This window comes from Nocardioides sp. NPDC057772 (assembly GCF_042798075.1).
Classification (GTDB): domain Bacteria; phylum Actinomycetota; class Actinomycetes; order Propionibacteriales; family Nocardioidaceae; genus Nocardioides.
In genome coordinates, this window is sequence record NZ_JBHVKN010000352.1 from 1 (window position 1) to 2,463 (window position 2,463).

Genomic DNA, 2,463 nt, shown 5'->3' on the forward strand with positions numbered 1-2,463 from the left:
GGGGTGATGGTCCCGGCAGGGGCCGCGACCCAGGCCACCATCGACGAACCTCGGCGCCGGCCGCTGCGACGCTTTCGAAGAGCGAGGCCGTCGCCAAGGCGCTCGCCGATGTGAACATGGCCGCGGGCGAGGCCGGCGAGCCGGCGGTCCGCGAGGTCGCGGTCCCGACCGTGGACGGGCCCCGCGCTGCGTACGAGGTCGTCTTCTCCTCGACCGAGGGCGCCGAGCCTGAGGCCTACACCTCCTTCGTCGACGCGCGCAGCGGTGAGGTGCTGATCCGCACCGACGACGTCGATCACGACTCCGACAACCCGACCTGGTCGGTCTTCCCGGCGACCCCGCCGGCCGACGGCCAGGACACCCGAGTGCAGTGGTGCGTCACGCCGATCACCGGTTGTGCGCGGGCCGTGAGCGAGGCCGCCGGCGGCAACCCCTGGGACCTCGACCTGCTGACCGGCGAGACCACCAACACCACGGCCGGCAACTCGGCCGACAACGTGATCCGCTGGACCGACGCGAGCAGCGACAAGCGTCCGGTGCCGGCCACCGACCGCAACTATCACTACGCGTTCACCGACCAGTGGGCGAAGTCGAAGTGCGACCCGGCGGTGTTCGAGAGCGAGCAGCGCAACGACGCGGACGCGGCGGTCAGCAACCTGTTCGCGATGCACAACCGGATGCACGACTTCTCCTACCACCTCGGCTTCACCGAGGACGCGTGGAACATGCAGCGGGTCAACCTCAGCGGTGCCACCGGAGCGGGCGACCCCGAGATCGGGCGCGCGCAGTCGGGCGCCATCTCCGGCAGCCGCAACAACGCCAACCAGGGCACCGGTCGCGACGGCGTCCCGCCGACGACCAACATGTACCTGTGGCAGCCGGTCGCGGGCGGTGCGTACCCGCCGTGCGTCGACGGTGACTACGACATGACCGTCATCGGCCACGAGTACACCCACGCGATCACCAACCGGATGATCGCCGGGCCGGACGCCGGGGTCGGCGGTCCGCAGGGTGGTGCGATGGGCGAGTCGTGGGGTGACCTGATCGCCGGCGAGTATCTCTTCGAGTCCGGCTATCGCGCGCCCGGCGTCTCGCCGTGGGTGACCGGTGCGTACGTGACCGGCAACGAGGAGAACGGCATCCGGTCCTACGCCTTCGACAGGAGCCCGCTCAACTACTCCGACGTCGGCTACGACCTGGTCGGACCGCAGGTGCACGCCGACGGCGAGATCTGGTCGGCGACCCAGCTCCGGGTACGCAAGGCCTTCGTCAAGCGCTACGGCGAGGGCTCGAAGGCGCTCAACGAGCAGTGCGCCGCCGGCGAGGTCGAGGCCACCGAGTGCCCCGGCGGGCGCCGCTGGGTGCAGCTGATGTTCGACTCGTTCCTGCTGCAGGCGACCAGCCAGCCGAGCTTCGTCGACATGCGCGACAACATGCTGGCGGCCGACCTGGTCCGCTTCGGCGGCAGGAACCAGGACATCCTCTGGAACGCGTTCGCCGAGTCCGGCCTCGGGCGGGATGCGACCTCGACCTCGGGCGCCGACACCGACCCGGTGCCGTCCTTCGCCTCCGCCTACGCCAAGAACGCGACCGTACGTCTCCGCCCGGTCGGCAACGTGACCGGCCCGGTCAAGCTCTACGTCGGTGACTACGAGGCCCGCTCGACGCCGGTCGCCGACACCGATCCGGCCACCGAGCTCGGCGACACGTTCTCGATCCTGCCCGGCACGTCCTTCCGGTTCGTCGCGGTCGGCGCGGGCACGGGAGCCCACCGGTTCACCAAGGCGTTCCCGGCGGGATCGAGCAGCGCGCTCAAGCTGAACATGCCGCGGAACCTCGCCGCCTCGGCGGCGGGTGCGAGCGCCAGCGGCGACGGGATCAACCTCGACAAGCTGATCGACGAGACCGAGGGCACCAACTGGGCCTCGCGTGATGGCGTCCGGGGCAAGCAGGTCACCGTGGACCTGGCCGGCACCGACCCGCAGACAATCAAGCAGGTCAACGTCTCGGCGCTGCTGCGTCCGGCGATCGCGGGCGATGTCGACGACGGCACCCAGAACCGGTTCAGTGCGCTGCGGTCCTTCGCCATCCTGACCTGCGATGACACCGTCTCGGACTGTGCGACGGGGGAGGGTTTCCAGGAGGCCTACCGCAGCCCGGCGGACGCGTTCCCGGCCGGGAGGTTCCGGCCGACCTCGCCGAAGCTGAACATGCGATCGTTCGCGATCCCGCCGACGAAGGCCACGCACGTACGCATCGAGGTGGTCGACAGCCAGTGCACCGGCAACCCGCTCTACGCCGGTGAGCAGGACAACGACCCCAACGCTGCGACCGACTGTGGCGAGAACAGCGCGTTCGCCGACTTCGTACGGATCTCGGAGCTGCAGGTGTTCAACGCGGTGCCGAACCTGACGCCGTAGCGAGACCGTCGGTGAGCCGGTCCTGACGCCGATGCGTCAGGAC

At 70.1% G+C, this 2,463-nt stretch carries 1 protein-coding gene; it reads left to right on the forward strand.

The features are described 5' to 3' along the window. Positions 1-2,420 (forward strand): M36 family metallopeptidase (locus ACFVJS_RS27520; protein WP_378886724.1); only part of this gene is annotated, 2,420 nt, incomplete at its 5' end. Positions 2,421-2,463: the final 43 nt, after the last annotated feature.